The sequence below is a fragment of the Nocardioides sp. JCM 18998 genome, assembly GCF_055391535.1.
The window spans coordinates 1,811,981-1,837,922 of the sequence record NZ_AP043886.1; the positions used below are offsets into that span (position 1 = coordinate 1,811,981).

Sequence of the window (25,942 nt, forward strand, 5' to 3'; positions counted from 1 at the left end):
ATGGCCACGGGGTCGCGGGGCGCGGGCGGGGTGGCCGTCGTGCCAGCCGTCCACGAGCTCCCGGCCCGTGCTGCCGCGGATCCACCGTGGAGCGGGGCGCTCGCCGAGCGGTGGGATCGCGTCGTGCTCCTCGTCGCGGTGGGTGCGGCGTTGTCCCGGCTGCTGTTCGTCGCCGCGCCGCTCTCGCCCGACGAGGGCGGCTTCCTGCTGGTCGCCGAGCACTGGAGCCGCGGCGCGTCGACCTACGGCGGGTTCTTCGTCGACCGGCCGCCCCTGCTCATCGCGACGTACGGGCTGGTCCACCTGCTCGGCGGGCGGGTCGCGCTGCGCCTGCTCGGCATGCTCGCGGTCCTCGCGACGGTCCTGATCGCGGGCCGCCTCGGCGGGAGGTACGGCGATCGGCGGGTCGGGCGCTGGGCGGCGTCGAGCGCGGCGATCTTCCTCGCGACCCCGTCGTTCGGGGTGACCAACGTCGACGGCGAGCTGCTCGCGATGCCCTTCGTCCTCGGCGGGCTGGCAGCCCTGATCGCTGCGGTGGAGCCCCGCGCCACCGACCGATCGCGGGCGCGCGCGGCGGTCCTCGCGGGCGTCCTCGGTGCGGCGGCGCTGCTGATCAAGCAGAACCTGGTCGACGTCTTCGTCGCCCTCCTCGCGGCCGGGATCGTCCTCGCCGTGAGGGGTCGGGTCCGATCAGCTGTGTGCCTCCTGGCCGCGGCGTCGATCGGGGCCGGCAGCACGCTGGTGGCCGGAGCCGGCCTGGCCGCCTCGCGCGGCACCACCCCCGACCGGCTGTGGGACTCGCTCATCGTGTTCCGCGCCGAGGCCGGCCGGCTGATCGGCGCCCATGCCGGCGGTGGCACGACGCTGCGGTTGCACGCGATGCTCTCCGCCGGCGTCGTGTCGGCCGCACCGCTGATGGTGATCGCATCGCTCGTCGTGGCGCGCCGTCCGTCGGCTGCGCTCGCCGGTCGCGTCGATCTGCGCTGGGTGGCGCTGCCGATGCTGGCGTGGGCGAGCGTGGCCGCGCTCCTCGGCGGCAGCTACTGGCTCCACTACCTGATCGAGCTCGTCCCGGGGCTCGTGCTGCTCGTGGTGGCTGCCGCCGGTACGAGCCGAGGGATGCTGAGCCGTCGACTCCTCGCAGGCGCCCTCGCGGCGGCCCTGGCGAGCACGTCGGTCGCGCTGGTGCACGTCGTGCAGCACCCGTCGCGGATGTCCGACGACCGGGCGGTCGCGACATACCTGGACGACCACCGGCGCCTCGGCGACACCGCGGTGGTGGCCTTCGGCCACCCGGACATCCTCGCCGACGCCGGGATGACGTCGCCGTACCCGTACCTGTGGAGCCTGCCGGCCCGGGTGCAGGACCCCCGCCTGGCGACGCTGAGCACCGTGCTCGAGCGGTCGAGCGGGCCGCGGTGGGTGGTGGTGGCGGGCTCGAGCCTCGCCACGTGGGGCATCGACGCGACCTCCGGCCAGCAGGTGCTGGATGACCGCTACCGCTGGGTGAGCACCGACGGGACGTGGCGGATCTACGAGCGCGACTGAGGCGATCCCTCCGCGGCGGGGAGGCGGATCACGAAGGCGGCGCCAGGTCCGGGGTACGCAGCGTCGAGGCGGAGGTCGCCGCCGACGCTGCGGGCGATGCGGCGCGCGAGCGCTAGGCCCAGGCCGCTGCCACCACCGGTGGAATAGCCGGGTACGAACACCTCCTCGGCCCGATCCGCCCGGATGCCGGGGCCGTCGTCGGTCACGTGGAGTTCGATCCATCCACCGTCGTCGAGTCGTCCGGCACCGCCGGTGCTGCCGGCGATCGTGACGCGCTCGGCCCACCTCAGGCCGTTCTCGACGACCGGCGCGACGATGCGTGCCGTGAGGGCCGCGGAGACTCCGGCCTCGGTGTCGGCCGCCACCTCGACGCGCACCCGGCCGTCCGGGTCGATGTCGCGCAACAGCCTCGTCACGACCTCGCGCGGCCGCGACCGATCGGGGCGTCCGCTCTCGGTCTGGGAACGGGCCAGGTCCAGCAGGCTGGTGATCGTCGCGGCCATGTCGCGGCAGGTCTGCGCGATGTCGGCGAGATCCTGGCGCAGCTCGTCGTCGAGGTCGTCGCGATTCGAGATGACCTCGACGACGGCCAACACGACGGTCAGCGGCGTCCGCAGCTCGTGGGCCAGCTCGGAGGTGAGGCGCTGCTCGTCCAGGATGGCGCGCTGAACCCGCTCGAGCAGCCCATCCAGGGTCCGGCCGAGCGCCCGGATCTCGTTGGTCGGTGGCCCGAGATCGAAGCGGCGCTCCAGGTCGGAGTGGCTCCACGCGTCGGCCGTCCGGGCCATCTGCGAGACCGGCTCGAGCGCCCGCCGGCTGGCCCATGCGGTGAGACAGGTCGCGAGCAGGACGATCACCGCCCCGGCGCCGAGCGAGATCTCCAGGGCGTCGTGGATCAGGTCCTGGTAGGTGTCGAGGCGCTCCGAGATCACCACCACGCCGCGGGCGCCGGAGTCGGTCTCGAACGGACGGGCCAACAGCTCGAAGGCGTCGCCGAGCCGCTCGGTGCGCTCGGTCGTCGCGGTGGAGAGCATGGCGAAGCGGTCGGCCTGCGAGGGCGGCACCACGCCACCGACGAGCTCGCCGTCGGCGCCGTAGACCGCGACCCCGGGATCGAGGTGCGCGGTCGGCACCTGGAGGGTCTGGTCGGTCGAGGTGGCGTCGGCCGAGCTGATCACCGCGTCGGCACGATTGGAGAGCACCGCGTCGACGGCGCTGTTGGAGGACTGCGAGAGCGCGACCTGGAAGATCACGACGAGCACCACCACGACGCCGGTCGCGAAGACGGCGGTCAGGGTGATCAGGCGACGCCGGTAGGAGTCGGCGTCGCCGCCGACCCCGATCAGCGTGCCGACGCGCGACGCGACGGATCGTGGCTCACCGGCGGCGGTCGGACCAGGAGCTGTCACCCGAACGTGAACCCGCTGCCTCGTACGGTCTGGATCGTGGCCGCCGAGCCGACCGACTCGATCTTGAGACGGAGCCTGCGGATCAGGGAGTCGACGGTGTTGGCGGCGACATCGGCGTCGGGCCAGGCAGCGGCGACGGCGGTGCGTCGCGAGACGACCTTGCCGCGGCCCTCCATGATGGCGGCCAGGAGGGCGAACTCGGTCGGGGTCAGCGCCACGTCGCCGGTCCGGGTCCGCAGCGAGTGCGACAGCCGGTCGAGCACGACCTCGACCTCGGGTGCGGGGCGCTTCATCGAGCGCCACACCAGCGCATCGAGGCGGACGAGCACCTCCTTGATCTCGAACGGCTTCACGACGTAGTCGTCACCGCCGGACTCGAAGCCTTGGACCAGGTCGTCGGTGGAGTCGAGCGCGGTCAGGAAGAGCACGGGGGCGTGCTGGCCGACCGCCTTGAGCGCCTGAACGACGTCCCGTCCGTCGGCATCGGGCAGGCCGATGTCCATCACGAGGGCGTCCACGTCGCTGTCCGGTCCCATGAACCGCAGCGCCTCGGCTCCGGTCGCGGCCTGTACGACGTCGTGTCCTGCGGCGCGCAGTCCTCTCGCCAGCGCGCCGCGGATGACGTGCTGGTCCTCGCAGATCCCGATCGTCGCCATGGCCACCTCCGCTCCGTCCTGCCACGAGCCTAGGAAGCCGAGCCTGCCGAGAACCTGACGGTGGCCGGCGCTTGGATAGGTTGCACGCATGGTCGAGGTCAGCCGCGAGCGGTTCGAGGAGCTGGTCGACGACGCCCTCGACACCATCCCGCCCGAGCTGGCCGCGATGGTGCACAACCTCGTCGTGCTGGTCGAGGAGGAGCCGCCGGTGGGGGAGCCGGACGACCTGCTGGGGCTCTACGAGGGCAGCACGCTCGGCCTCGATGCGGCGGGCTACCTGCCCGATCAGGTCTTCCTCTTCCGCGGGCCGCTGATGGACCTCTGCGCCGACGAGGCGGAGCTCGTCAGGGAGATCCGGGTGACCGTCGTCCACGAGGTCGGGCACCACTTCGGCATCGACGACGCCCGGCTGCACGACCTCGGCTGGGCGTGACGTCATCCGCTCCGAGCGCCGCTGCGGAGCGAGACGTATGACGTCCCGGCACGGTCAGAGGGTGCCGAGCTCCCAGCCGATCGCGACGGCGATCAGGCCGAGCACCAGCGAGACCACCACGTTCGCGATCGCGGCGCCCCAGCGCTGCGCTCCGGCCAGCCGGACCGTCTCGTACGAGAACGTCGAGAACGTCGTCAGCGCGCCGCAGAAGCCGGTGCCGACCAACGTCAGCACCCAGGCCGGCGCATCCGAGACCGACGTCAGGCCCGCGACCAGGCCGAGCACGAACGAGCCGGCGATGTTGATCGAGATCGTGCCCCACGGCAGCACCGAGTCGTGCCGGGACTGCACGACCACGTCGGTGAGGTAGCGCGTCGGCGCGCCGATCGCGCCGCCGAGCAGCACCAGCAGCGCGGTCACCGCGCGGCCTCCGTCTCCGTCGTGGTCGCCCGGACCCGCTGCACGATCGCGGTCCCGACGGCCAGGCCCACGAGTACGGCGACCAGGCCGAGCGCGACGCTCGTGCCCACGTAGGCCAGCGCCTCGGCGGGATGGCCGGCGGCGATCAGCCCGCGCGTGTCGAGCTCCGCGGTCGAGAAGGTGGTGAAGCCGCCCAGTACGCCCACGCCCAGCAGCGGGCGGACGTAGCGGGTGTGCGACCAGATCGTCAGCATCAGGGCCATCAGCAGGCCGAGCAGGAACGCGCCCGCCAGGTTGGCCCACAGCGTCGCCCACGCCCAGGTGCCGGTCGGATGCGGCAGGGCCTGTGCCAGGCCCCAGCGGGCGAGCGAGCCGAGCGCGCCGCCGACGGCGATCACCGGGACGAGGTGCGCGTGCTCGCGCAGCACCAGCCACGGGTGTGGCGCCGGTCGTACGGCAAGCTCGACATCGGGATCGGTCTCCGCGCGCGGCTCGGGCGTGGTCATGGGCGCACTCCTCCTACCTGGGTGTGGATCATCAGGTAGGGACTGTTGGCGACCTCGCGGTCACGGTTGTCGGCGAGCCCCACCGCCATCGCACGCCACTCTAGACGATGCCGTGAGGTGCGCTGCTCGACCGGGACGCGAGCACCTCGTAGGAGACATCGCCGACGTCGCGCGTCCCTCCCGTGGGGAAGGCGGGCGGGTCGACGACGCGGGTGCTGTCGGTGCCATGGAGGTAGCGGCGTCCGCGGATGAGCCAGCGTCCGTCGTGCCACTCCCACTGATCGACGAATCGGCCGCAGGAGCTCATCTCGACGGTGGTGCCGTCGTGCGCCATCCGGAAGCGTGCGTCGACATAGCTCTCGGTTCCGGCGGCTTCTCCTGTGACATGGACGCTCACGTTCGTGATGCGGTGAGCGTGCGTCTCCATGTGCTGGTGGCCGGAGAGGGCGAACCGCACGAAGCCCGCGCCCGAGCCTTGGAACATCGGGCCGTAGTCGACCTCCGAATCGGGGTGGAACACGGCGGTGCCGAGCTCGGCATCGCAGCGGTCCATCGCGCGGCAGTAGTTGTTCAGCTGCTGGCGGATCTCGCGCTCGGCGAGAAGGACCGACAGATCGTCCATGATCGTGACTCCTTGCTGTGTCAGAGGCGGCGTGGATCGAGCACGGTGCGCACCGGGGCGCCGGGGCTACGCATGTCGAGGAGTGAGGTCGAGACCTCCGAGAGCCCGATCCGGGCCCCGATCCAGGCGCCCATGTCGAGCCTCCCCTCGCCGATGCACGCCAGCGCGAGCTCCATGTCCTGGGGCTCCTCGCCGGCCGCGAACAGGATCTTCAGACGCTTCGACTGGCCGTTCGGGATGTAGATCTGCTCCGGTTCGAGGCCGAACCCGCCGACGACGATCCGTGCCCGCCAGCCCGCCGACCGCATGATCTGCGCGAGCATGCCCGGGGCGCCGACGCACTCGTAGATCAGCGTCGGCGCCTGACTGCTGACCGTGCCGATCGGCTCGTACGGCGACTGCTCCCGCGGATCGATCGCCGCGTCCGCCCCCATCGAGAGGGCGATCGCCCGGCGCGCCGGGTCCAGGTCACTGGCGATGATCGGGCCGAGTCCCTGGTGCCTGAGCCCGGCGATCACGCCGAGCCCGATCGCGCCACACCCCACCACCAGGATCGTGTCGTCGGGCATCGGCTCGCCCGACCGGGCGTGCTCCAGGCCGACGGCGAGCGGCTCGGTCAGGGCAGCGAGGTCATCGTCGAGACCTGCCGGCACCGCCATCATGAAGTTCTCGTCGACCAGCAGGTACTCGCCGAACCCGCCGGGGAGCTCAGGTGCCTGGCCGATCACGCGATGCCCGGCCTCGCCCAGCACGACGGGGATCGAGGTGATCCTCGTCCCGATCGGGAGCGGCTCGCGGCTGCCGCGACCGTAGGCCACGATCTCGCCGGTGAACTCGTGCCCCATCACGATCGGTCGGTCGAGGTCCACGTCGGCGTACAGCCCGCCGTAGCGCCGGGAGCTCTCGATGATCTTCGAGCCGAGGTGCAGCCAGTGGGCATCGGCGGCGCACAGGCCGCACGCGTGCGTACGCACGAGTGCCTGGCCGCGGCTGGGAACGGGATCCGGGTGCTCGCCGACCTCGATCTTGCCGTCGAGGAAGATGGCCGCCCTCATGCGTGTGTGGCCTCCATGGCCTGGCTGATGGCGAGCACGGCGTCGCGGCGGTCGAGAGTGGCCAGCATCGACGGGCCCCCGACGTTCTCCTGGCCCCACGTGTAGGTCGGTCCCTGGGGGAGGTGCTCGAGCGCGACCTCGGCCACGTCGGCGGGATCCGCTGCATCGCCGTACGACGCGCCTCCCTGCGCCTCGATGTTGCGACGCAGGGAAGGGGTGTCCGTGACCGACAGGACCAGCCCGAGCACATCGACGCCCTCGCCGCGCCACTCGGCCCACAGCGCTTCGGCCAGGATCAGGTCGAACGCCTTCGTGGCGCCGTAGGTCGCGAGGTAGGAAGCCCCGACCCAGGCCGCGCCCGAGGTCACCAGGATGACCCCGCCCCGGCCGCGCTCGACCATCGGCTTGCCGAACGCGTACGACGTGGCGAGCACGGCGGCGCAGTTGCGCTGCACCATCGACAGGTGTGCGTCGAGGTCCTTGTCGAGGAACTTGAGGCTCGCCGGGTCGGCGCCCGCGTTGTAGACGTAGAGACCCACCTCGAGGTCGGACGTGGCTGAGGCGATGGCCTCGGCAGCGTCGCCGGCGGCGAGATCCTGCACGATGGTCCGGACCTCGACCCCGAACGCGGCGCGGATCTCCTCGGCGGTCTCGTCCAGCACGTCGTGTCGGCGGGCGATCAGGACGACGTTGACGCCGCGGCGCGCGATGCTGCGCGCGAAGGCCGACCCCGTCCCGTCGGATCCTCCGGCGATGACGGCCCACGGCCCGTACTTCTCGTTGAACTCCACAGCCATCCCTCGTCTCTCGTATCGCCGGGAAAAGTAGCACCGTTCGCCGATATATAGAAGACCATCTCCTGTAATTATGATGGGGAGGTGCCCGAGTCTCAGCCGCAGCCCCGACGCGGGCGACCGATCGATCTGCGGATCAACGAGCGTGCCCTGGCCGCGACGCGGGAGCTCTTGGTCGAGGTCGGCTTCGAGGCGACGACCATCCAGGCGGTCGCCGCGCGGGCGAACATCCACGCGTCGGCGATCTATCGCCGCTGGTCCTCGCGGGTCGAGCTCATCGAGGAGGCGGTCTTTCCCGGGCTGCGGGCTCCCCAGGTGCAGCCGACGGGCGACCTGAGGGCCGACCTCCTCAGCTTCATCCAGGAGTACGACGCCGTCCTGAACGCACCGGCGGCGCGTGCCGCAGCGAGTGGCCTCATGGGTCACCGTCAACGCGCGGCGCTGACCCAGCCGCCGGAGGTCTACCTCCGGACCTCGGCCCGGCCGCACTTCCGCGCGATCCTCGAGGCCGCGTCGGCCGGGTCGGTGGATACCGGAGTCGACGCCGACGATGCCTTCGACATGCTGCTCGGCGCGGTCACGATTCGCGGGCATCTCGCGATGGTCGCGGTGCGCCGGATCTCCTTGGAGGGCATCCTCGAGATGATGCTTCGCATCCTGCGGCCGGGAGGAGAGGGCGCCTGATCGCCCGTCATCTGCGGCGGCGTACGGCGCGGCTGGCTAGCGGACGGCGCGCAGCGTCGCGGGCGCCGCGGGCGGCTCCGCCCACGGCGTCGGATCCGCGTCGGCGGCCTGTCGGACGTACTCGCCGAGGAACCAGCGCTGGAACTCGCGCTGATCGTCGGTACGTGCCAGTGCGAGCAGACGCTCCTGGCGGCAGAACTCGTCGGCGACGTCGAGCAGGTCGACGAAGCGGCGCAGCGTGACGGCGGCCTCGCGCGGCATCCTCACGGACAGGTCCGCGACGTCGGCGTTCTGCGCCAGCGCTCCCTCCATGTCGCTCAGCCCGATCCCGTCGCGGAGCTGGCGCTCGAGGGTGCCGAACAGGTCCGAGAGCGTCTTGGCGAGGGGGTAGTCGGCCTCGTGGGCGACGGCGAGCAGGCGGACCTCGCGGCGCAGCTCGCGGAAGTGGGTCTGGAAGCCGACGTAGTGGCGCAGCGGGACACCGAGGATCCGGACGTCCACCGGGTCGTCGATCTCCTCCTCCTCGGCGGCGTCGGGGCCGTGGATGATGCCCTCGACCCCTTCGTCCTCGGAGAGCTCGCTCGCCGGCGCGAACCAGACCACCTTGCCGTCGGACTCGATCTCCGCGCCCCACGCGTCCGAGCTGCGGGCCACGATCGAGAGGCCGCGGCCGAAGGTGAGCAGCAGGTCGTCGTCGGGGTCCAGGCCGAGCGGCCCGGGAAGGATCGGACCCTCGACGGAGGCATCGCGCACCTCGACGCGGGGGTGCTCGCGGGTGCCGCGGACCCGGACCTGGATCGGGTCCGCGCCGTGCAGGACGGCGTTGGTGACCAGCTCGGAGACGCCGAGCTCGGCGCACTCGATCAGGTCCGGCCGGCCGATGTCCTCGCAGGTCTGCACCACCCAGCGCCGCGCGTCCTGGACGCCGCGGGGACCGCGGGCCAGGGTCAGGGCGGGGCGGGTAAGAGGCACGCTTGCATTCTCCTGCGTGACGGCCGAGACGTTGGCGAGGCGATGGCGGAACGGTAGCGCGACAGTGAGCAGTCTGTCTTGGGCCCTCATACCCGTGTGAAAGCCACCCCAAACGAGTGATTTATTCCGCTCGCTGGTGTGACCATCGAGATGGGTACCCCGAAGTGGCATAGCAGGCATCGCCGCGCGAGAATAGGTGTTGAACGATCCAAGGGATCACTGAGAGAGGGATTGGCATGGCCGCCAGCCAGGCAGGTAAGCACAAGGTCGTCGTCATCGGTTCGGGCTTCGGAGGCCTCTTCGGCACCAAGTCGCTCCGGCACGCCGACGTCGAGGTGACGATGATCGCCAAGACGACGCACCACCTGTTCCAGCCGCTGCTGTACCAGGTCGCGACCGGCATCCTCTCCCAGGGCGAGATCGCCCCGGCGACCCGCGACGTCCTGCACAAGCAGAAGAACGCGAGCGTCCTGCTCGGCGACGTCACCGGCATCGACCTCACCAACAAGACCGTCACCAGTGAGCTGCTGGGCCGCGTCTCGGTCACCCCGTACGACTCGCTGATCGTCGCCGCCGGGGCCGGCCAGTCCTACTTCGGCAACGACCACTTCGCCGAGTTCGCCCCGGGCATGAAGTCGATCGACGACGCCCTGGAGCTGCGCGGTCGCATCTTCGGCGCCTTCGAGCTCGCCGAGCTCGGCGCCGCCCGCGGCGAGAACGTCGACGACCTGCTGACCTTCGTCGTCGTCGGCGCCGGCCCGACCGGTGTCGAGATGGCCGGCCAGATCGCCGAGCTCGCCCGCCGTACGCTCAAGCAGGACTTCCGCCACATCAGCTCCCGTACGGCCCGCGTCGTGCTGGTCGACGCCGCGCCGCAGGTGCTCCCGCCGTTCGGCGAGAAGCTCGGCGAGTACAGCAAGAAGGCGCTCGAGAAGGCCGGCGTCGAGGTGGTCCTCGGCGGCATGGTGACCGCCGTCGACGAGCGCGGTCTCGAGGTCAAGTTCAAGGACGGCAGCACCCGCCGCATCGACGCGGTCGCCAAGATCTGGGCCGCGGGCGTGCAGGCCTCGCCGCTGGGCAAGACGCTGGCGGAGCAGACCGGCGCCGAGCTCGACCGTGCCGGCCGGATCTCCGTCAACGACGACCTGACGCTCCCGGGCCACCCGGAGGTCTTCGTGGTCGGCGACATGATCAGCCTCAAGAACCTCCCCGGTGTCGCGCAGGTCGCGATGCAGGGCGGCAAGTTCGCCGCCAAGGCGATCCAGGCCGACCTCGCCGGCAAGCCGCGCCCGACCGAGTTCAAGTACTTCGACAAGGGCTCGATGGCCACCATCAGCCGCGGCAAGGCCGTCACCACGGTCGGCAAGCTGCGCTTCACCGGCCTGATCGCCTGGCTGATGTGGCTGGTCGTCCACCTCGCCTACCTGACCGGCTTCAAGAACCGGGTCACCGCGGTGCTGCGCTGGTCGATCTCGTTCCTCGGCCGCGACCGCAGCGAGCGCACCACCACGCTGCAGCAGGTCTTCGCCCGTCAGGCGCTCGAACAGGTCGACGGCGGTGCCGCGGGCCTGGTCTCCGAGCCGGGCGAGACCGAGCGCCTGCAGGAGGCGCGCCGCACCGAGCTCGAGGAGCAGGCCGCCGAGGAGGCCCGGCTCACCGACGCCGGCGAGCGCGGCGTCGCCGCCCACTGACCGTCAGCAGTACGTGCGAGCGCCCCGGCCGATCGGCCGGGGCGCTCGCACGTTCGGGGTGCCTCAGACCTCCGGGTGGAAGAAGCGCAGCACGTAGGTGAACTCGCGCGCGTCGACCATCGAGGAGTCGATGACGTAGGGGCCCATCGAGCGGCGCAGGAGCAGCACCCGCCACCCGCGGGCACCCGGCCGCCCCCTGACCTCGACCTGGGTATGGGCCAGGTCGAAGAGAGCGCGACTACCGCCACGGACGATCTCCAGCTCGCTGCCGTGCAGCGTGAGGTGCGTCGGCGTCGCGCTGGTCCGGGTGGCCCAGACGATGGCGGTGGTGAGCGCGACGATCGCGGCGATCGCGACGCTGATCGCGCCGCGGTCCTGCCACGCCCACCAGGCCGCGCCCGCGGTCAGCGCCAGCAGGACGAGCAGCAGCAGGCCGAGGATCCGCTGGGTGTCGGCACGCGGCTTGAAGAAGATGGTCTGCGGGAGCGCCTTCGCCGGATGGGGCGCGGGCGTCGCGGGCCCGGCCGGGGTGACGACGGCCTCGTGCGCGGCGCGTACGGGCGTCGGCTGTGCGACCTCGGCGATCGGCTCCGCCTCCGCCTCGGCTGCTGCGACGGTGCTCGGCTCCGGCTCGGTGGCCTGCTCGTCGGCGTGCAGGGCCGCCAGGACCCGGGCGGCGGCCACGTTGTGATCGCCGGACGGCTGGTCGTCCAGTACAGGCCCAGGTACAGACTCAGGCCGAGGTACGGGCTCGGGCTCGGGCTGGGACTCCGCGTCCAGCATGGTCACGTCGGCATCGGTGCCGTCGACCACCGGCCCGCTCGTACGGTGCTCGTCGACCGCCTGCTCCTCGGCAGGCTCGGCCGGAGCTCCCTCGGGGCGGCCCTCGTGATGGGCCAGCCACTGGTCGAAGAGGTCGGCCGGCCGTCCAGCGCCGTCCATGTCACTCATGTCTCGAAGCGTAGGCGCGCGACCGCACGCCCGACGGCATGTTGCGGAAGTACCCCGTGTCGGGCTCGAACCGACGACCCGCGGATTAAAAGTCCGCTGCTCTAACCAGCTGAGCTAACGGGGCGGCGCAACTCTACCGAGCACCCGCAGCCGTCCGCCGACCCGGTGGCGCAGCGTCGACCGGCGAGCTGCCCGAGGCCCCGCGTGGACGGTTCACCCATTCTGGCCATGCGCCCGCGGTGGCCCGGGCGAAGACTGGCAGGCGGTGGGCGAGTGCCGTCCACGGCGGGAGACCTCGGAGGGCCCATGCGCAAGATCGTCTACATCGTCGTCGGTGCACTCGTCGGACTGATCCTGTCGGGCGGGCTCGCTGCCGCAGGTGGCTTGATCCACGGGAAGGACCTGGCCAAGGGCACGATCACGAGTCGTGAGCTCGGGTCGGGGAGCGTGACCACTGCCAAGCTGGCGAAGGACGTGAAGAAGAAGCTCGGCCATGCCGGCTCGACCGGGCCACGAGGTCCGGCCGGCCGGTTCAACTTCGTCGACCAGAACGGCACGGTCATCGGCGAGTCGGTCGGGTTCTACAGCGGCGTCTACCCGATGGTGCGGATGGGCGACGGCACGATCCTGCTATACGACAACGACCCGACCACCGCCAACGCGATCGCGCTGATCACGTCGATCTACTACCCGCAGGCGGGCTGCGCCGGCACCGGGTACGCGTACACCGCGGGGTCGGCCCCCTTCCAGGCGGCCATCATCACGGCGAACCCGGCCATCCCCGGCTCGCAGATCTACAAGCAGGTCCCGGGCACTCCACAGAACTTCACGGCCGCTTCGGTGAAGTCGAGCACGGGCTGCTCGGCGAGCACGACCGCCGTGACCAAGGCGTTCGCCGTGACACCGGCGGGGAAGGTCCCGGCCGCGGCGAAGCCGCTCGTCATGAAGCCCGCGAGCTGAGGGACCGATCGCCGAGCCTCAGCCCGGCTCAGCACCCCGGCTCGGGCCGTCCGACGGCGGCGCCTCCCATGCCGGGCCATGTCACTCAGGACGACATGACCCGGCCGATGGGCCAGCCGGCGACCGGCCGGGTCAGCGCGCGTTGGAGGAGGACGCGCCGCCGCGTTCGACGTCCTGCGCGGCGGTGCCGTAGCTGCGCTCGATCGCGCGGAGGTTGGCGTCCACGATGGCCTGCGCCGCCTGGCGCGGGCTGATCGCCGCGGCGTCGGCATCGGTCAGGATCCGCTCGACCAGCTCCTCCATCGAGCCGCGGATCTTCCGCTCGGCCTGGGCCGCGTCGGCGCCGATGTCTCCGAAGAGGGTCCACCACCACCAGGCGTTGGTCGCGGAGTTCGCGACGAAGTCCGGGACGATCCGTACGCCGCGCCCCTGCAGCAACGCCTCGGCAGTGGGCACCACCGGCATGTTCGCCGCCTCGGCGATGATCCGGGCGCGGACCTCGCGTGCCTCCGTCTCGGTGATGCAGTAGGAGACGGCCGCCGGCACGAGGACCTCACAGTCCAGCGACCACCAGTCGCCGTCGGCGACGTCGCGATCGCCCACACCGAGCTGCGATCGGTCGAGCTCGCCCAACGGGCTGCGGGTGGCGAGGTAGCGCTCGACGTCGAGGCCGTTCTCATTCACGATCGTGCCGCGTGCGTCCACCAGGCCGACGATGCTGACGCCGGCGCGTGCGAGGTAGCGTGCCGTGGCGCCGCCCATCGAGCCGAAGCCCTGGATCACCGCGCGCGCTCGGCGGGGGTCGATGCCGTCGTGGGCGAGGGCGGTCAGCGCCGATTGCGCGACGCCGAGACCGCCGACCAGCTCGGGGAGCGCGACGCCGTCCACGTCGATCGCGAAGGCGTCGGCCAGTCGCTGCTGGGCCTCCTCGGTGTCGGCCAGCAGCGGGTAGACGGCCTGGATCGAGCTGGTGAGCCCGATCCGGGTGCACACCTCGTCGATGGTGTCCTGGCGTACGCCGAGGTCCTCGCCGGTGGTCCAGTGCTGCTCGACGATGCACCGTACGGCGGTCAGGAAGCGCTCGAGCATGCCCTCGGCACCCGGGTCGTCGGGGCTGCAGTCGATCCCGCCCTTCGCCCCGCCCAGCGGGATGTAGCGCGCTGCGGGCTGGTAGTGCAGCGCCTCCTTGCGGGTCATGCCCTGCGCGAGCCCACGCACCTCCTCCAGGGTGCAGCCCTGGCGGATCCGCAGGCCGCCGCTGCTGACGCCACGGAACAGCCGGTCGATCACGACGTAGCCGTGCCGGCCACTGACCGGGTCGGTCCAGGTGATCTCCAGGTGGGAGCCTCGCCTCGAGGTGACCTCGATCTGGTCATCGGAGGCGGGAGCAAGCTCAACAGTGGTCATCGCGGCCATCCTTGTCATTCCATCGGTTACTGAATGACGATGCAGTAACGAGGGTAGACGTGTCAACGGTCGATCCGGGTGCGTCGGCGCCCGGTGTCAGACCTCGAATGCGGCGTCAGAGCCTGGCGCCGAGCTCGCGCTCGACGAAGTCGCGCACCCAGGTGGCGCACTGTTCCCGGTTCTGCAGTCCGCGGTGCACGATCGACTGGACGGCGAGGCCGTCCATCAGCGCGGTGATGCGCCATGCCGCGGCGCGAGGGTCCGCCACGGTGAACTCGCCGGACTCCGCGCCGTCACGGATCACCGTCGTGAGGGCCTCCTTCCAGCGCAGGTCGAGCTCGTGGCCCACCTGGCGCAGTGCCGGATCGGTCAGTGCCGCCGCCCAGCCGTGGATCCACAGCTCCCAACCCTTGGCCTCGCCCGTGGGCGCGTACCACTCGATGACGACCCGAAGGCGCTCCAACGCGCTCGAGCGACGGCCGGTGAGCTCGTCGAGGCGGACGAGATCCTCCTGGGCAGCCCAGCGGAAGGTCGCGTCGATGAGGTGGTCCTTGGTGCCGAAGTGATAGACCACCAGCGCGGTGCTGACCTCGAGGACGCTGGCCACGTCGGCCATGCGGACGGCGTGGACTCCTCGGCTGCGGACCAGCTCGGCGGTCGCGCGCAGGATCTCCTCGCGGCGGAGGTCGGGGTCCTTCCGGCTGCGGGGCACGTGGTGAGGGTAGGGGACGTGGTGGCGTCCGGCGTCGAGAACCACCGCCGCGGACGCTGACCCATTGACAGGAGATGTGACCCACGGCACTCTGGGCGCTCCGTAACTGTATGGCAAGTCAGTAGAGCGAACCGTTCACGTCCTGGAGGCGTCATGACCGATACGACGGGCCGCGTGCCCGCGCCCGCCCCGCACGCCCCGCATGCCGCGGGCCACGCCCCGCGGGCCTCGGGCGCCGCGGAGGGCCCGGAGTCGCTGTCGGGGGAGTGGGAGCAGCAGCGCGGCCTGCTGCGTCGCAGCCTCGGGCGCACCGACGTGGTGCTGTTCCTGGTCTGCACCCTGGTCGGTCTCGACACCATCGGGTCGGTCGCCTCCAGCGGCCTGCAGGGCCTGACCTGGCTCGTGGTCCTGGGGATCGTCTTCTTCGTCCCCTACGGCCTGCTGGTGGCCGAGCTCGGATCGGCGTATCCGCTCGAGGGCGGCCCGTACGTGTGGACCCGGCTCGCCTTCGGCCGCGCGGTGGCCTCGGTCAACCAGGTGCTCTACTGGGTCTCCAACCCGCTGTGGGTCGGCGGCACCCTGTGCGTCCTGTCGCTGCAGACGTTCCAGCAGTTCTTCGCGCCGCTGCCCGGCGCCTGGCTCTACGTCGCGGGCCTGGTCTTCATCTGGACGGGCACGCTGGCCGTGCTGCTGTCGCTCGACATCGGCAAGTGGATCCCCACGATCGGGGCCCTGGCCAGGATCGTGCTGCTGACGTTCTTCACGATCTCGGTGGTCCTCTACGCGATCAAGCACGGCGTCGCGCACGTGCACGGACACGACGCGGTCCCCACGTACACCGGGTTCATCGCCCTGGTGCCGTTCCTGATCTTCAACTACGTGGGCTTCGAGCTGCCGACCGCGGCCGCCGAGGAGATGGAGAACCCCGTCCGTGACATCCCGCTCTCGGTGCTGCGCTCGGGCATCGCGACGGTCTTCCTCTACGGTGCACCGATCCTCGGCATCCTGCTGGTGCTCCCGGCCGGGGAGATCAGCAACCTCGGCGGCTTCATCGACGCCTGCAAGGCCGTCTTCACGATCTACGGCGGCCACGTGCAGTCCGACGGAACGGTCATCCTGACCGGCGCCGGCGCCTTCTTCGGCAAGGTGGCTGCACTCGGACTGATCATCGCGCTGCTCACCAGCGGCATCACCTGGGCGATGGGTGGTGACCGCGGCCAGGCCGTCGCCTGTGCGGACGGCGGCGGCCCGGCGTACCTCGGCAAGATCTCGGCGCGCTTCGGCACGCCGGTCCGGGTCAACGTGCTGTCGGGGATCATCGCCAGCATCATCCTGGTGGTCTCGCTGCGGCTGACGAGCGGCGACCTGAGCAAGTACTTCACCGCGAGCCTGGGTCTGGCGATCTCGACGACGTTCATCTCCTACGCGGTCACCTTCCCCGCCCTGGCCGTGCTGCGCCGGCGTGACCCCGACACGGCACGTCCCTACCGGGTGCCCGGCGGTCTGTGGGGCGTGCGCCTGGTCGCGGGCGTGACGACGGCACTGGTCGTCTTCACCGTCGTGGTGCTCGTCTGGCCCGGCTTCGGCATCGGCTGGTTCGGCACCGGCGGCTCCTCGGCAGACGGGCTGCCGGACGGGTTCGCCCACGACCGGCTCGGCTACACCCTGAGCCAGGTGGTGCCGCTGCTGCTGTTCATCGCGGTCGGCGCCTGCTTCGCCGCGATCGGCAGCAGCCGCCTGCGCCGAACCGCCGCCTGACGACCCCGACCATCCAAGGAACAGTACGTGCAGTCACTCATGACCGGCGGTCGCGCCCTGGTCGCGGCCCTCGCCGCGCACGGTGTCGACACCGTCTTCGGCATCCCCGGCACCCACAACCTCGCGATCTACGCGGCCCTGCACGAGCTCGGCATCCGGCACGTCTCGCCGCGGCACGAGCAGGGCGCGGGATACGCCGCCGACGGCTACGCCCGCTCGACCGGACGCCCGGGCGTGGTCGTGACCACCACCGGGCCGGCCATCCTCAACGCCGCCACCGCGGCAGCGCAGGCGTACTCCGACTCCGTGCCGGTGCTGTTCATCTCCCCGGGGATGCCCACTCGCCACCCCGGCCGCGGCAACGGGCTGCTGCACGAGATCCGGAACCAGAGCCTGGCGATGGAGGCGATCCTGGGCGAGAGCATCCGTGTCTCCACCGTCGAGGAGATCCCGCTGGCGACCCAGCAGGCGTTCGCGCTGATGCTGAGCGGCCGGCCGCGGCCGGTGCACCTCGAGATCCCGCTCGACCTGCTCGATGCCGTGGCGGAGGCCGAGGTCGTCCCGCCGGTCGCGCAGCCGGTCGTCGCGGCGCGCGCCGAGGTGATCGCCGAGGTGGCCGCGGCGCTGGCGGCTGCCGATCGGGTGGTGGTCGTCGCCGGCGGCGGTGCCGCGTCGGCAGCCGCGCCGCTGCGCGCCCTGGTGGAGCGCCTGGACGCGGCGGTGCTCACCACCACGAACGGGAAGGGCGTCCTGGCCGAGGACCACCCGAGTGCCGTCGGCGCCGGGCTCCAGCACCGCGCGGCGATCGAGCTCTGCGAGTCCGCGGACCTGGTGCTCGCGGTGGGCACCGAGCTCGCCTCGACGGACTGGTGGAGCGGTCTGCCCGACGTCGCCGCGAAGACCGTGCGCATCGACATCGACGCCACCTCGATCGCGACCAACCTCGCACCGCGCTGGGCGGTCGTCGCCGATGCCGGCGCCGCGCTCGAGGCACTGGTGGCCGCGGCTCGCGCTCGGCCCGCGACCGGTTGGGTGGAGGCGTGGCGCGAGCGGCTCCTGGCCGATGCGGCGGTCGAGGGCGCGGCGTGGACCGATCTGGTCGACGCCGTCGCCGGCGTCCTGCCTCGGGACGCCGTGCTCGCCGTCGACAACGCGATGGCCGGCTACTACGGCTTCCTCTCCAACGCGCGGCTGCACCGACCCCGATCGTTCCTGTTCCCGACCGGCGCCGGGACGCTCGGCTACGCCCTCCCGGCGGGCATCGGCGCGAAGGTCGCCGACCCGAGCGCAGCCGTGGTGGTGGTGCAGGGAGACGGTGGACTGATGTTCTCGGTCGCCGAGCTGGCCACGGCAGCGGAGCTCGGCATCGCCCTGCCCGTCATCGTCGTCGACAACGGCGGGTACGGCGAGATCCACAACGAGATGGTCGACCGGGACGAGCCCGTCCACGCGGTGCGGCTGGGTCACCCGGACTTCGTCGCGCTCGCCGAGTCGCTCGGGTGCCTCGGGGTCAGGGCCGACGAGCCGGAGCGGGTGGCGCTCGCGGTCAAGACCGCGCTCGACGCCGATCGGCCCACCCTGATCCACGTGCGGGAGAGCGGTCGAGCGTTCGACGGCCTCAGGTGAGCGAACCCGGGCGCCCGGCGGTCGCGGGGCGGGTGACCGCGGCCGCGGCGCTGGTGGCGATGAGCATGATCTGGGGGTCGAGCTTCACCGTCACCCAGCACCTCCTCACCCGGGTCCCGGTCACCGACTACCTCGCGGTGCGGTTCCTGCTCGCAGGCGTCGTGCTGGGAATCCTGCGGCCCCGGGCCGTGCGGGCGGCCGATCGCCGTACCGTCCGGGCCGGCGTGGCGCTCGGCGTGCTGTACGGCGCCGCGCAGTGGCTCCAGTTCGTGGGGCTGGTCGGCTCGAGCCCGACGGTGACCGCCTTCCTGGTGTCCCTCTATGTCGTGGCGGTGCCGCTCCTCGCCGCCCTGGTGCTGGGCATCCCGCTGACCCCGCGACTGGGCGGTGCCGCCCTCGCGGCCGTGGCCGGCGTCGCCGCCCTCGCCCTGCGCGGCTGGTCGTTCGGAGCCTCGGAGGGGCTGGTCGTGGCGGCGGCGATGATCTACGCGGTCTACGTCCTGGTGCTCGGTCGGGTGGCGCGGCCGGGACAGTCCTATCCGCTGGCGGTGATCCAGCTGCTCGCGATCGGGATCCTGATGCTGATCCCCGCGGCGCGCGGCGGCGTCGTCCTGCCGAGTCGGCCCTCCGACGTCGCGGCACTGCTCTACCTGTCGATCCTGGCCGGTGGGCTGACGATCCTGGTGCAGTCCTGGGCCCAGACCCGCCTGTCCGCGTCCCAGACGGCGATCATCATGGTGACGGAGCCGGTGTGGGCGGCGGTGGTGGCGATCGCGGCCGGACGGGACGTGCTGAGCTGGCGGGTCGTCGTCGGCGCGGTGCTGATCCTCGCGGCGGCGCTCAGTGCCGTGCGCGAGCGGTTGCCGGCGGGGCGTGGCACGCCCGGGGGAGAGCCCTGCGCGAACCCGGTGGAGCTGGCGGCGTCGTCGGCCGAACCGGCGCGGCGTACTCCTTGACCCGAGGTGCGTCCGCGACCATCATGCCTATATAACTGACGCGCCAATTAAGAAACGGGACGGCATGACCTTCGACAACGAGTTCACCCGCACGTTCGGGATCGAGCACCCCATCGTCTGCGGCGGCATGCTCGCCGTCGGCACGGCGGACCTGATCGCGGCGGTGGCGAACGCGGGCGCGCTCGGCTTCCTGAGCGCGCTGACCCAGCCCACGCCGGAGGCGCTCGGCCGGGAGATCGCCCGCTGCCGGGAGCTGACCGACAAGCCGTTCGGCGTGAACCTGACCATCCTGCCCACCATCGACCCGGTGCCGTACGACGAGTACCGCGACGTGATCGTGGAGTCGGGCATCACGATCGTCGAGACCGCCGGCAGCAACCCCGCCCCGCACCTGCCGGCGTTCCGCGCGGCCGGCGTGAAGGTCATCCACAAGGCCGTGGCCGTGCGGCACGCGCTCAAGGCCCAGGCGCTCGGGGTCGACGCGGTCAGCATCGACGGCTTCGAATGCGCGGGCCACCCGGGCGGCGATGACGTGCCCGGGCTCGTCCTGATCCCGGCCGCGGCTCGGGCGCTCGACATCCCGATCATCGCCTCGGGCGGCTTCGCCACCGGCAGCGGGCTCGTCGCGGCCCTGGCCCTCGGGGCGTGCGCGATCAACATGGGCACCCGGTTCGAGGCCACCCTCGAGGCCCCGATCCACGAGAACGTGAAGGCGCAGATCGTGGCCAACGACGAGCGCTCGACCGAGATCGTCTTCCGCGAGTTCGGCAACACCGCGCGGGTGGCCCGCAACAGCGTCTCGGAGGAGATCGCCCGGCTGGGTGCCGAGCCCGGAGCGACGTTCGCCGACGTCGCGCATCTCGCCTCGGGGGCGCGTGGTCGCGAGCGCGTGCTGGCGCAGGGCGACGTCGACGGTGGGATGTGGTGGGCGGGGCAGGCGCAGGGGCTGATCTCCAGCGTCGACTCGTGCGCCGACGTGGTGGCGTCGATCATCGCCGAAGCCGAGGAGATCATCGCCAAGCGTCTCCCGGCCGAGCTCAAGGGCTGATCCGCGGGCTCGTCCGGCCGACCCCACTCCGGTCGGACGAGTCGCGCCCGTCGTACGCCCGGCGCCCCGCTCAGCGCCGCTCGGACGCCCCCGACACGACCCCGGCCGCGCACAGCTCCAGGAACGAGCGCAGGGTGTCGTGCATCGCGGCGATCGACATGCGGGAGGACTGTGCGAGGACCTGGATGGCGAGGCCGTCCACCATGCCGACGAACATGTTCGCCAGCTGGAGCGGATCGCCGGCGCGGACGGTGCCGTCCTGCTGGGCGCGGGCGATGATCTCCGCGACGAGGTGGCGCCAGTCCTCGTAGAGCCGCTCGTTGATCTCCTGGAACTCGCGGTCGCGCATCGCCTCGGCCCACAGCTCGGCCCAGACCTTCCAGGCCACCAGGGTCTCCTGCTCGCGCGGCAGGTAGGAGCCGATCAGCTCCTCGAGGAGGGCGAGCGGCGGCTGGTCGGCCTCCAGCAGGGACCGCCGCCGCGTCAGCGAGCGGTCGAAGTTGTACTCGAAGGCGGCCACGAGCAGCGATCGCTTGTTGTCGAAGTAGTAGTGCACCGTGCCGGAGCTGACGCCGGCCCGCTTCGCCACGTCGGAGAGCCGCATCTCGTGCATGCCCAGCTCGCCGATCACCTCGCAGGTGGCCTGCAGGATCTGCTCGCGCCTCTCGGCTTCCACGCTCGGGCGGGGCATGTCCACTTCCTCTCTCGATCGCCGTGCGACCTCGCATCGCTCGCGGCGACGACTCCCGCAGCCTAGGGCAACGGCAGGGTGCCGATCGGGCGATGTCTTCGTCGCGATCCCCTTGACGCGTCGTGACGCGGGCCACATCATGGTGACGATACATAACTGACGCGCCAGTCAAGTTACCGTCGAGGGAGAGCCATGACCAGCCCCACCGAATCCACGCCGAGGACCGCGATGTCCGGCGGTGCCCTCGCCGGCTCCACCGACATCGAGCCGCAGCTCAAGAAGGGCGTGACCCCCACCTGGGCGGTGTTCGGTGTCGCGCTCGGCGTGCTCGCCCCGGCGTCGACACTCGGCCTGGCCCTGGGCACGGTCGCCGCGACGGCCGGTTCGATGAGCTGGGTGACCTGGCTCCTGACCTCGGTCCTCGTGCTCGGCTTCGGCGGTGGCATCGCCTGGCTGGCGCGCCGCTTCACCACGACCGGCGGGACGTACGGCCTGACCGCGCAGACCGGCAACAGGCCGCTGGCCTTCCTCGTGCTCGTCGCCCAGGTCATCGCGATCGTCATCTCCGGGCCGGCGTGCGTCATCGGCAGCGCGATCTACCTGCAGTCGTGGCTGGAGCGGATCGGCGTCCACGGCGGCCGCACCCCGATCCTGATCGTGGCCACCGTCGTGCTGACGCTGGTCATCGCGACGATGTGCCTGCGCGAGGTGAAGGTGTCCGCCAAGGCCCTGCTCGCGATCGAGTTCCTCACCGTCGGCGTGATCTGTCTGCTCTTCGTCGTCGTGCTGCTCAAGGCGCCCGGCGGCGTGATCGACCACAGCCAGTTCCACTTCCACGGCGTCTCGCTCACCACGATCCTGGCCACCACGGCGTTCTCGATCTACTCGATGGCGGGCTTCGACCACGCGGCCACCCTCGGCCGCGAGGCACGTGACCCGAAGCGCGCGATCTCGGTCTCGATGATCGGCTCGATCGTCACCGTCGGCGTCCTCTACGTCGTCGGCAGCTACGTCTTCGTGCTGGGCTTCAAGGGCCTGGACCTGTCCTCGACCGCGGCCCCGCTGGACCTCCTGGCCGACCACAACGGCGTCGGCTGGCTCGGCTACATCATCGACCTCGGCGTCGCCATCAGCTTCTTCGGCTCCGCGCTGGGCATCATGGCCGGCACCAGCCGGGTCGTCTTCACGATCGCCAAGGACGGGCTCCTCCCGCGGGGCCTCGCCCGGGTCAGCACCGTGCACCAGGCTCCGATCGCCGCCGTGTTCGCGCTCACCGCGCTCTACCTCGTCATCGGCGTCGGCGGCTGCCTGCTCACCGACGCCGACACCAGCTACGGCGTGCTCGGCACCTTCGCCGGCTACTGGCTGGTCACCGCGTACGGCCTGTGCGCCATCGCCGCCGGCGTCTACGCCTTCCGCAAGCGCACCCTCGGCGCGACGGTGCTCGCCTCCGCCCTCCTGGGGATGGCGGCCCTGGTGCTCGTCTTCTACTACAGCTTCCACCCGTTCCCCGAGGGCACGTACGGGGTCGTCGCATGGGTCTTCATCGCGGCCATCGCGCTCACCCTCGCGGCTCTCGTCGTCATGCTCGCCACCCGCTCCCGCACGCTCGACCGGATCGGCTCGGCGGACCGCGCCGACCTGCTCGCGTGAGAGCACCCGTGCCCCCTGCTCGACCCGCACCGTCATCCGACCGACAGAACTGAGGAACCCACCATGACCCGCCCCATCCGCGACGCCCGCCAGCTCACCGACGAGCAGCGCGAGATCATCCGCCTGGCGCGCGACTTCGCCGCCCGCGAGATCCGCCCGCGTGCCGAGGCCGTCTCGGAAGCCGACATCGAGTCGCCCCTCGACCTGTGGAAGTCCGCCTCGGCGATCGGGCTGACACACCTCATGCTGCCGACGGAGTACGGCGGCGGTGGCATCACCGACCTGACCACCCAGGCGCTGGTCCAGCAGGAGCTGGCGTACGGCGACATCAGCATCGGGGCCTTCCTGACCTCCAACGGCTTCTTCGCCGGCCCGATCGAGGCACTCGGCACGCCGGAGCAGAAGGAGAAGTGGCTGAGCCTGCTCTGCTCCGACCTGCCGCCGGTGACGGCGCTGGCGACCACCGAGCCCGGCGTCGGCTCCGATGCCGCCGCGATCCAGACCCGGGCCCGGCGTGAGGGCGACGAATACGTCCTCAACGGCCAGAAGACGTGGATCTCGAACGCGCCGTACGCCGAGTACTTCATCGTCTTCGCCACCGTGGACCCGGCGCTGCGCTCCCGTGGTGTGACCGCGTTCATCGTGCCGCGCGACACCGAGGGCCTCCACGTCGGCCAGCCGATGCGCAAGCTCGGCCAGCGTGCGATCGTCAACGCCGAGGTCTTCCTCTCCGACGTCCGGGTGCCGCTCGAGAACCGGATCGGCGAGGAGGGCCAGGGCTTCTACGGCCTCATGCGCACCTTCGACGCCTCGCGCATCCTGATCGGCTCCTCGGCCACCGGTCTGGCACGTGCCGCGCTGGACGTGAGCCTCGACTACGCCCGGGAGCGCGAGCAGTTCGGCAAGCCGATCATCGAGCACCAGGCCGTCTCCTTCCGGCTGGCCGACATGGCCGCCCGGGTCGACACCTCGCACCTGCTCACCATGCGCGCCGCGGCGCTGTACGACGCGGGCGAGTCCGCGTCCGAGGAGGCCGCGATGGCGAAGCTGGTCGCCTCCGAGAACGCCTCCTGGGTCACCAACGCGGCCATCGCCACCCACGGCGGTTGGGGCTACAGCCGCGAGTTCCCCGTCGCCCGGTGGATGAACGACGCCAAGCTCGAGGAGCTCGAGGAGGGCACCTCCGACATCCAGCGCCTGATCATCTCGCGCAGCCTCGCGAAGCCGAAGAGCGGCCGGTGAGCCTCACGGAGTTCCGCGACCCCGCGGTCGTCACCGTCGTCGGGGCGTCCACCGATCCCTCCAAGTGGGGCCACTGGCTCGCTCGGGGAGCCCTGCGAGGCGAACACCGTCGTACGGTCCACCTGGTCAACGCCCGTGGCGGCGCGATCGAGGGGCGTGCGGCGGTCGCCTCGCTGGACGAGATCGAGGGCGACCTCGGACTGGTCGTGCTGTGCGTCCCCGCCCCGGCGGTGCCCGGCACCGTCCGGGCCGCGCTCGCCCGCGGCGCGAAGGCCTTCCTGTGCATCACCGCCGGCCTGGGCCGCGCGCTCGGGCCCGGCGGCGAGCGCGAGCTGGCCGAGGAGGTACGCCGGGCCGGCGCGCGCATGGTCGGCCCCAACTGCCTCGGCATCTACGACGCCGAGACCGATCTGCAGCTGGCGTGGGGCGAGTTCACCGCGGGTCGACTGGGGATCGTGTCCCAGAGCGGGCAGCTCGGCTCGGAGATCGCCGACCTGGCCGCCGATCGCGGACTCGGCGTCTCGCGGTTCGTGTCGGTCGGCAACCAGGTCGACGTGACGGCCGCCGAGGCACTGGCGGACCTGGCGAGCCATGAGGCCACCTCAGCGGTGGCCCTCTACGTCGAGAGCTTCGCCGACGGCCCGCGCCTCGTCGAGACGATGCGCCGGCTGCGGCGGGCCGGGAAGCCGGTCCTGCTGCTCACCGTGGGAGCCAGCACCGCCAGCCAGCAGGCGGCGGTGTCGCACACCGGGTCGCTCACGTCCAGCACCGACGTCGTCGAGGCCGCCTGCCGGGCGGCCGGAGCGCTGCTCGTGCGTACGCCGGCCGAGCTGGTCGACGTCGCCCGGCTGCTCACGCTGGCGCCGATGCCGGCCGGTCCGCGGGTCGCCGTGGTCGGCGACAGCGGTGGGCAGGGTGCGCTCGGCGTCGACGTGATGGCGGCCGCCGCCCTGCAGACGCCCGTCCTGCCCGAGGCCACCCAGCGCGCGCTGCGTGACTTCCTGCCCGAGGAGGCGGCCGTGGGCAACCCGGTCGACCTGGCCGGTGCGGGCGAGGCGGACCTCGACGCCTATGCGCGAGCGGTGGCGGTGGCCGCGGAGGCGGCCGAGGTCGACGCCGTCGTCCTGACCGGCTACTTCGGCAGCTACGGCCGGCACAACCCTGCCCTCCAGGACGCCGAGGAGGCGGTCGCGCGCCACATCGCCGCGGTCGCCGAGCGGGTGGGCAAGCCCGTGCTGGTCCACGCGATGAGCGCCCGATCCCGCACGCTCGACCTCTTGGGCAGCCTCGGCGTGCCGACGCACCACACCGTCGAGGACGCCGCGCGGGCGCTGTCCGGAGCGGTTCGACTGGCGGCACAGCCCGGTCGCGTGCAGGCGGAGGGGGACGGCCTGGCGGGTCCGGTGGCGCTGCCGGAGGCCGGCTACCTCGGTGCCCGCGACCTCCTGCAACGTGCCGGGGTCCGGTTCCCGGCAGCCTCGCCGGTGCACAGCCGGGACGACGTCCGCACCGCTGCGGTGGAGCTGCGGGCGCCGTACGTGCTCAAGGCCGACTGGATCGCGCACAAGACCGAGCACGCCGCGGTGGCGGTCGGCCTGTGTGACGCTGCGGCCGCCGAGGCGGCGTACGTCGAGATGGCCGGCCGGCTGGGGGAGGGGACCTACGTCCTCGAGGAGATGGACACCCGTCCCGAGGTGGTCGAGATGATCATCGGCGCGCGGCGCGACCCGATGCTCGGGCCGATCGTGATGGTGGGCATGGGCGGTGTCCAGGCCGAGCTGTGGCGCGACACGGCCCTCGAGCTGGCGCCGATCGACCGGGCGGCCGCGCTCGAGATGATCGGCGGCCTGCGCGGACACGCGCTCCTCGCCGGCTGGCGAGGTCGTCCGGCCGCCGACCTGGAGCAGCTCGCGGACCTGGTGGTCGCCGTCTCCGACCTCATCGCCGCCGTGCCCGAGGACTGCCTCGAGATCGAGCTGAATCCGGTCCGGACCGGTCCGACCGGCGCCCTGGCAGTCGACGCCCTGGTGCACGTCGAGCTCGAGAGCGCGCACCTCGAGGAGCCGGTGGCCGAGATGGCCTAGCCCGGTCGCACTCCGTGCGACAGGAACACAGCGGCGCCGCAGGCCCATGGCCTGCGGCGCCGCT

The 25,942-nt window shown here is 71.8% G+C and carries 24 protein-coding genes and 1 tRNA gene; 12 read left to right on the forward strand and 13 right to left on the reverse strand.

Translation table 11 applies throughout. The features are described 5' to 3' along the window. The gene (locus ACZ5L9_RS08515) at nt 1-1,548 is read left to right on the forward strand and encodes an ArnT family glycosyltransferase (protein WP_464536132.1); all 1,548 of its coding nucleotides are present in this window, start codon (nt 1-3) and stop codon (nt 1,546-1,548) included. On the opposite strand, the gene ACZ5L9_RS08520 is transcribed toward ACZ5L9_RS08515, so the two are convergent. Both ACZ5L9_RS08520 and ACZ5L9_RS08525 read right to left on the reverse strand, forming a co-directional pair. Further along, the gene (locus ACZ5L9_RS08520; protein ID WP_464536134.1) at nt 1,533-2,957 is read right to left on the reverse strand and encodes an ATP-binding protein; all 1,425 of its coding nucleotides are present in this window, start codon (nt 2,955-2,957) and stop codon (nt 1,533-1,535) included. The genes ACZ5L9_RS08515 and ACZ5L9_RS08520 overlap by 16 nt on opposite strands. Further along, on the reverse strand, nt 2,954-3,613 hold the full coding sequence (locus ACZ5L9_RS08525; RefSeq protein ID WP_464536136.1) for a response regulator transcription factor: 660 nt from the start codon (nt 3,611-3,613) through the stop codon (nt 2,954-2,956). Before ACZ5L9_RS08525 ends, ACZ5L9_RS08520 begins: the two co-directional genes overlap by 4 nt. 88 nt (nt 3,614-3,701) lie before the next feature. Between ACZ5L9_RS08525 and ACZ5L9_RS08530 the strand changes: the two genes are divergently transcribed. After that, nucleotides 3,702-4,046, forward strand: coding sequence for a metallopeptidase family protein (locus tag ACZ5L9_RS08530; protein ID WP_464536138.1), 345 nt, complete (start codon nt 3,702-3,704; stop codon nt 4,044-4,046). Nucleotides 4,047-4,100: 54 nt separating this feature from the next. On the opposite strand, the gene crcB is transcribed toward ACZ5L9_RS08530, so the two are convergent. From crcB to ACZ5L9_RS08555, 5 genes are all read right to left on the reverse strand, one after another. Next, complete coding sequence (gene crcB, locus ACZ5L9_RS08535) at nt 4,101-4,466, reverse strand: fluoride efflux transporter CrcB (protein WP_464536140.1); 366 nt, start codon at nt 4,464-4,466, stop codon at nt 4,101-4,103. Continuing rightward, on the reverse strand, nt 4,463-4,972 hold the full coding sequence (locus ACZ5L9_RS08540) for a fluoride efflux transporter FluC (protein ID WP_464536142.1): 510 nt from the start codon (nt 4,970-4,972) through the stop codon (nt 4,463-4,465). The genes crcB and ACZ5L9_RS08540 overlap by 4 nt, the downstream gene beginning before the upstream one ends. A gap of 100 nt (nt 4,973-5,072) precedes the next feature. After that, complete coding sequence (locus tag ACZ5L9_RS08545) at nt 5,073-5,594, reverse strand: nuclear transport factor 2 family protein (RefSeq protein WP_464536144.1); 522 nt, start codon at nt 5,592-5,594, stop codon at nt 5,073-5,075. 20 nt (nt 5,595-5,614) lie between these two features. Beyond that, nucleotides 5,615-6,649: a zinc-binding dehydrogenase gene (locus tag ACZ5L9_RS08550; RefSeq protein WP_464536146.1), complete on the reverse strand. Its 1,035-nt coding sequence runs from the start codon at nt 6,647-6,649 to the stop codon at nt 5,615-5,617. Continuing rightward, the gene (locus tag ACZ5L9_RS08555; RefSeq protein ID WP_464536148.1) at nt 6,646-7,446 is read right to left on the reverse strand and encodes an SDR family NAD(P)-dependent oxidoreductase; all 801 of its coding nucleotides are present in this window, start codon (nt 7,444-7,446) and stop codon (nt 6,646-6,648) included. The genes ACZ5L9_RS08550 and ACZ5L9_RS08555 overlap by 4 nt, the downstream gene beginning before the upstream one ends. Nucleotides 7,447-7,527: 81 nt before the next feature. On the opposite strand from ACZ5L9_RS08555, the gene ACZ5L9_RS08560 reads away from it, so the two are divergent. Next, nucleotides 7,528-8,127 carry a TetR/AcrR family transcriptional regulator gene (locus ACZ5L9_RS08560; protein WP_464536150.1) on the forward strand — a complete coding sequence of 200 codons (600 nt, stop codon included), beginning with the start codon at nt 7,528-7,530 and terminating at the stop codon, nt 8,125-8,127. Nucleotides 8,128-8,163: 36 nt separating this feature from the next. Here the strand turns inward: ACZ5L9_RS08560 and ACZ5L9_RS08565 are convergent, their stop codons facing one another. Further along, a complete protein-coding gene (locus ACZ5L9_RS08565) occupies nt 8,164-9,099 on the reverse strand; it encodes an ATP-binding protein (RefSeq protein ID WP_464536152.1) in 936 nt (311 codons plus the stop codon). 236 nt (nt 9,100-9,335) lie between these two features. Here ACZ5L9_RS08565 and ACZ5L9_RS08570 point away from each other — a divergent pair, with 236 nt between their 5' ends. After that, entirely contained in the window at nt 9,336-10,790 is a 1,455-nt protein-coding gene (locus ACZ5L9_RS08570) for an NAD(P)/FAD-dependent oxidoreductase (protein WP_464536154.1), read from the forward strand. A 63-nt stretch (nt 10,791-10,853) separates the two neighbouring features. Here ACZ5L9_RS08570 and ACZ5L9_RS08575 read toward each other — a convergent pair whose 3' ends face one another. Continuing rightward, complete coding sequence (locus ACZ5L9_RS08575; RefSeq protein ID WP_464536156.1) at nt 10,854-11,741, reverse strand: hypothetical protein; 888 nt, start codon at nt 11,739-11,741, stop codon at nt 10,854-10,856. A 50-nt stretch (nt 11,742-11,791) separates the two neighbouring features. Then, nucleotides 11,792-11,865: transfer RNA gene (locus ACZ5L9_RS08580), tRNA-Lys, on the reverse strand. A 182-nt stretch (nt 11,866-12,047) separates the two neighbouring features. Here ACZ5L9_RS08580 and ACZ5L9_RS08585 point away from each other — a divergent pair. Beyond that, the gene (locus ACZ5L9_RS08585; protein ID WP_464536158.1) at nt 12,048-12,701 is read left to right on the forward strand and encodes a hypothetical protein; all 654 of its coding nucleotides are present in this window, start codon (nt 12,048-12,050) and stop codon (nt 12,699-12,701) included. Nucleotides 12,702-12,833: 132 nt separating this feature from the next. Here ACZ5L9_RS08585 and ACZ5L9_RS08590 read toward each other — a convergent pair whose 3' ends face one another. Both ACZ5L9_RS08590 and ACZ5L9_RS08595 read right to left on the reverse strand, forming a co-directional pair. After that, nucleotides 12,834-14,108: a Glu/Leu/Phe/Val dehydrogenase dimerization domain-containing protein gene (locus tag ACZ5L9_RS08590; RefSeq protein ID WP_464536160.1), complete on the reverse strand. Its 1,275-nt coding sequence runs from the start codon at nt 14,106-14,108 to the stop codon at nt 12,834-12,836. A 115-nt stretch (nt 14,109-14,223) separates the two neighbouring features. Beyond that, nucleotides 14,224-14,820 (reverse strand): TetR/AcrR family transcriptional regulator, encoded by a 597-nt coding sequence (locus ACZ5L9_RS08595; RefSeq protein ID WP_464536162.1) that lies wholly within the window; start codon nt 14,818-14,820, stop codon nt 14,224-14,226. Nucleotides 14,821-14,973: 153 nt separating this feature from the next. Here ACZ5L9_RS08595 and ACZ5L9_RS08600 point away from each other — a divergent pair, with 153 nt between their 5' ends. From ACZ5L9_RS08600 to ACZ5L9_RS08615, 4 genes are all read left to right on the forward strand, one after another. Then, a complete protein-coding gene (locus ACZ5L9_RS08600; RefSeq protein ID WP_464536164.1) occupies nt 14,974-16,578 on the forward strand; it encodes an APC family permease in 1,605 nt (534 codons plus the stop codon). Between the two features lie 27 nt (nt 16,579-16,605). Then, nucleotides 16,606-18,204, forward strand: coding sequence for a thiamine pyrophosphate-binding protein (locus ACZ5L9_RS08605; RefSeq protein ID WP_464536166.1), 1,599 nt, complete (start codon nt 16,606-16,608; stop codon nt 18,202-18,204). Then, on the forward strand, nt 18,201-19,160 hold the full coding sequence (locus tag ACZ5L9_RS08610) for a DMT family transporter (RefSeq protein WP_464536168.1): 960 nt from the start codon (nt 18,201-18,203) through the stop codon (nt 19,158-19,160). Before ACZ5L9_RS08605 ends, ACZ5L9_RS08610 begins: the two co-directional genes overlap by 4 nt. Nucleotides 19,161-19,224: 64 nt before the next feature. Further along, on the forward strand, nt 19,225-20,208 hold the full coding sequence (locus ACZ5L9_RS08615) for an NAD(P)H-dependent flavin oxidoreductase (protein WP_464536170.1): 984 nt from the start codon (nt 19,225-19,227) through the stop codon (nt 20,206-20,208). A gap of 70 nt (nt 20,209-20,278) precedes the next feature. On the opposite strand, the gene ACZ5L9_RS08620 is transcribed toward ACZ5L9_RS08615, so the two are convergent. Beyond that, entirely contained in the window at nt 20,279-20,899 is a 621-nt protein-coding gene (locus ACZ5L9_RS08620; RefSeq protein WP_464536172.1) for a TetR/AcrR family transcriptional regulator, read from the reverse strand. A gap of 192 nt (nt 20,900-21,091) precedes the next feature. Here ACZ5L9_RS08620 and ACZ5L9_RS08625 point away from each other — a divergent pair, with 192 nt between their 5' ends. The 3 genes from ACZ5L9_RS08625 (at nt 21,092) to ACZ5L9_RS08635 (ending at nt 25,878) form a co-directional block, all read left to right on the forward strand. Further along, nucleotides 21,092-22,552 (forward strand): APC family permease, encoded by a 1,461-nt coding sequence (locus tag ACZ5L9_RS08625; RefSeq protein WP_464536174.1) that lies wholly within the window; start codon nt 21,092-21,094, stop codon nt 22,550-22,552. A 63-nt stretch (nt 22,553-22,615) separates the two neighbouring features. After that, entirely contained in the window at nt 22,616-23,794 is a 1,179-nt protein-coding gene (locus ACZ5L9_RS08630; RefSeq protein WP_464536176.1) for an acyl-CoA dehydrogenase family protein, read from the forward strand. Beyond that, on the forward strand, nt 23,791-25,878 hold the full coding sequence (locus ACZ5L9_RS08635) for an acetate--CoA ligase family protein (RefSeq protein WP_464536178.1): 2,088 nt from the start codon (nt 23,791-23,793) through the stop codon (nt 25,876-25,878). The genes ACZ5L9_RS08630 and ACZ5L9_RS08635 overlap by 4 nt, the downstream gene beginning before the upstream one ends. The last annotated feature ends 64 nt before the right edge of the window (nt 25,879-25,942 follow it).